At 65.7% G+C, this 3,175-nt stretch carries 2 protein-coding genes and 1 pseudogene; all 3 read right to left on the reverse strand.

Annotation, left to right across the window (positions count from 1 at the left end):
• A pseudogene (locus tag AC1D01_RS27120) lies at positions 1 to 1,138 on the reverse strand (hypothetical protein); the annotation flags it as partial.
• A 124-nt stretch (positions 1,139 to 1,262) separates the two neighbouring features.
• On the reverse strand, positions 1,263 to 1,523 hold the full coding sequence (locus tag AC1D01_RS27125) for a type B 50S ribosomal protein L31 (protein WP_169667437.1): 261 nt from the start codon (positions 1,521 to 1,523) through the stop codon (positions 1,263 to 1,265).
• Between the two features lie 103 nt (positions 1,524 to 1,626).
• Positions 1,627 to 2,889, reverse strand: a complete 1,263-nt coding sequence (rho, locus tag AC1D01_RS27130; RefSeq protein ID WP_477871908.1) for a transcription termination factor Rho — start codon at positions 2,887 to 2,889, stop codon at positions 1,627 to 1,629.
• Positions 2,890 to 3,175 lie beyond the last annotated feature (286 nt).

Genomic DNA, 3,175 nt, shown 5'->3' on the forward strand with positions numbered 1-3,175 from the left:
CGCCGGTGTAGACCGACGCATAGACGACCCAGATCGCGAGCGCCCAGACGCTGAAGAAGAACACCGAGAACCAGTCCATCGCGGCCGAGGTGCCGCGGTGCAGCGTCGGCAGCGCGAACGCCGCCAGCACCGCGAGCGGCGGCAGGCCGAGCATCAGCGCGCGGTCGGAGCCGCCCATCGCGAGGCAGGCGATCACGCTCACGAGCACGCAGCCGAGCGGCGCGGTGATGTGCCGGTTCAGCCACTGCGCGCGCCAGCGCCACAGCGTCCAGAACGCGAGCAGCCAGCCCGGCCACATGAACCAGACGAAGAGCTTGCCCAGGCTCACGAAATCGCTCGCCTCGACGTAGCCATCGAGCCGCCAGGCCCAGGCGCCGAGCAGGGTCGCGACCAGCAGCCCCAGCACGCCGCCGGCGGCGATCCACAGCGTGAAGCGGCGTGCCGGCTCGTAGCTCGAGCGGCCACAGACGATGCCGCCGGTGACGGCGAGCAGCGCCCCGATCATCGGCGCCCCGCTGGCTGCGAGCGCCGGCAGCGCCAGCATCACTGCCGCCTTGCTCTGCCAGCCGCGGAACGGGCAGGCCGCCAGCGCGTAGAGGAACAGCGAGACGCTGGCCAGCTGCGCGAGCTCGGGCGTGGTCTCGTGGCCGAGCTGCAGCAGGCCGAGGCTCGCGATCAGCGCGAGCAAGGCGCCGTCGGCTATGGCGCGGGCGTAGTCGATCGGGCTCGCCTCGCCGCCGAACGCGAACGGCACCGGTTGCGCCGCCTCGGTGCGCGCGAAGTGGTAGGTGCTGTACCAGGTCAGCAGCAGCGTGACGCCCAGCAGCATCGTGAACGGGATGCGGGCCGCGAGCGGCTGGCCGAGCAGGCCGCCGAGCAGCTTGATGAAGACGGCGCCCAGCCAGTACGGCAGCAGCGCCGAATCGCTCGGGATGCCGGCGACGGTCGGCGACCACCAGCTGGTGCTGCCCTGGGCGATGTCGACCATGTAGCCGAAGGCCGTCATGTCGGCAGCCTTCCACGGGTCGCGCCCGAACAGGCCGGGCAGCAGGTAGGCCGCGCAGAACAACAGCAGGGCCAGGCGCGGCAGGCGCTGGGCCGCACGCTGGGTGACGAGGGCAGGGGTGGGCGAGTTCAAGGAAAGTGGCGCAGGCTGTTCTCGGGACGGCGACGATGATGCAGCAACTTGTGCACGAAGTTCGTGCGCGCCAATGAAAAAGGCAGCCCGCAGGCTGCCTTCGCTTGTCTCGTGGAGAGACTGGTTACTTCGACTTCAGGTGCGCAAACTTGTTGCGGAACTTCTCGACGCGACCGCCCAGCGAGTCGATGCTCTTCTGGGTGCCGGTGTAGAACGGGTGCGATTCGCTGGTGGTTTCCAGCTTGATCAGCGGCAGCTCACGGCCATCTTCCATCTTGATGGTTTCCTTCGTCTGGGCGCACGAGCGCGTGACGAACTTGAAACCGTTGGACAGGTCCACGAAGCAGATGTCGCGGTAGTTCGGGTGGATGCCTTCTTTGGCCATGAGAAACCTCTTCAGCGCTGTGATACCGGGAGCCACGCCAAACCACTTGGCGCACTTTCCGGAATGCGGAAAACCGCGGATTATAGCGTCGACCGCGCAGGCATCAACCGCCGCGACGCATCATGTCGAAGAAATCGTGGTTGTTCTTCGTGGATTTCATCTTGTCGAGGATGAATTCCATCGCCTCGATCTCGTCCATCGGGTACAGCAGTTTCCGCAGGATCCAGGTCTTCTGCAGGATCTCGGGCTGCAGCAGCAGCTCTTCGCGGCGCGTGCCGCTCTTGTTGATCAGGATCGACGGGTAGACGCGCTTCTCGGCCATGCGGCGATCCAGGTGGATCTCGCAGTTGCCGGTGCCCTTGAACTCTTCGTAGATCAGGTCGTCCATGCGGCTGCCGGTGTCGATCAGCGCGGTGCCGATGATCGTCAGCGAGCCGCCTTCCTCGACATTGCGCGCCGCGCCGAAGAAGCGCTTCGGGCGCTGCAGCGCGTTCGAGTCCATGCCGCCGGTCAGCACCTTGCCGGACGAAGGCAGCACGTTGTTGTAGGCGCGGGCCAGGCGGGTGATCGAGTCGAGCAGGATCACCACGTCCTTGCGCATCTCGACCAGGCGCTTCGCGCGCTCGATCACCATCTCGGCGACCTGCACGTGGCGCGCGGCCGGTTCGTCGAAGGTGGAGCTGATGACCTCGCCGCGCACCGTGCGGACCATCTCGGTCACTTCTTCCGGCCGTTCGTCGACCAGCAGCACGATCAGGTAGATGTCGGGGTGGTTGGCGACCAGCGCATGTGCCAGCTGCTGCATCATCACCGTCTTGCCGGTCTTGGGCTGGGCGACGAGCAGTGCGCGCTGGCCTTTGCCGATCGGCGCGATCAGGTCGATGATGCGGCTGGTGACGTTCTCTTCGCTCTTGATGTCGCGTTCGAGCTTGAACTGTTCCTTCGGGAACAGCGGCGTCAAGTTCTCGAACATGATCTTGTGCTTGCTCTCCTCGGGCGTCAGGCCGTTGACCCGGTCGACCTTGACGAGCGCGAAGTAGCGTTCGCCGTCCTTCGGAACCCGCACCTCGCCTTCGACGGCGTCGCCGGTGTGCAGGTTGAAGCGGCGGATCTGGCTCGGCGACAGGTAGATGTCGTCGGTCGAGGCCATGTAGCTCGCGTCGGGGGCCCGCAGGAAGCCGAAGCCGTCGGGCAGCACCTCGAGCACGCCGTCGCCGAACACCTGCTCGCCGCCTTTCGCGCGCTTCTTCATGATCGCGAACATCAGCTCCTGCTTGCGCATGCGGGCGACGTTCTCGATCTCCAGTGCCTCACCCATCGTGATGAGCTCGGAGACGTGGAGCGCTTTCAGTTCAGACAAATGCATGGGCAGGGCCCCTGGATGGAAAGAGTGCAGGCAGGGTCCGTGAAACCGGACCCGGATCGATCACTGCGACAAGTGGTGCGAGCGACCCGGCATCGGGTTGCAGGACAACTTGGCACCGCTCTCGCGACGACAGAAATGCTGGGGTTTTGAAACGCTGGAGTTTTGTGCCGGACCTACGCGCCGCTGCCGATGGCGGCTTTGGGCGAGGTGGCAATCTTCAGGTGGTGGCTTCAGTCCGTCCGGGGAGAACGGGGCCCGAGGCCACCACGATTCGGCGGATTATAGA

The sequence above is a fragment of the Rhizobacter sp. P3_B12 genome, assembly GCF_056402895.1.

What these genes read in the sequence shown, in the direction of transcription:
- AC1D01_RS27125 (WP_169667437.1), bottom strand. Translation starts at nt 1,523, where the DNA reads ATGGCCAAAGAAGGCATCCACCCGAACTACCGCGACATCTGCTTCGTG.
- rho (WP_477871908.1), bottom strand. Translation starts at nt 2,889, where the DNA reads ATGCATTTGTCTGAACTGAAAGCGCTCCACGTCTCCGAGCTCATCACG.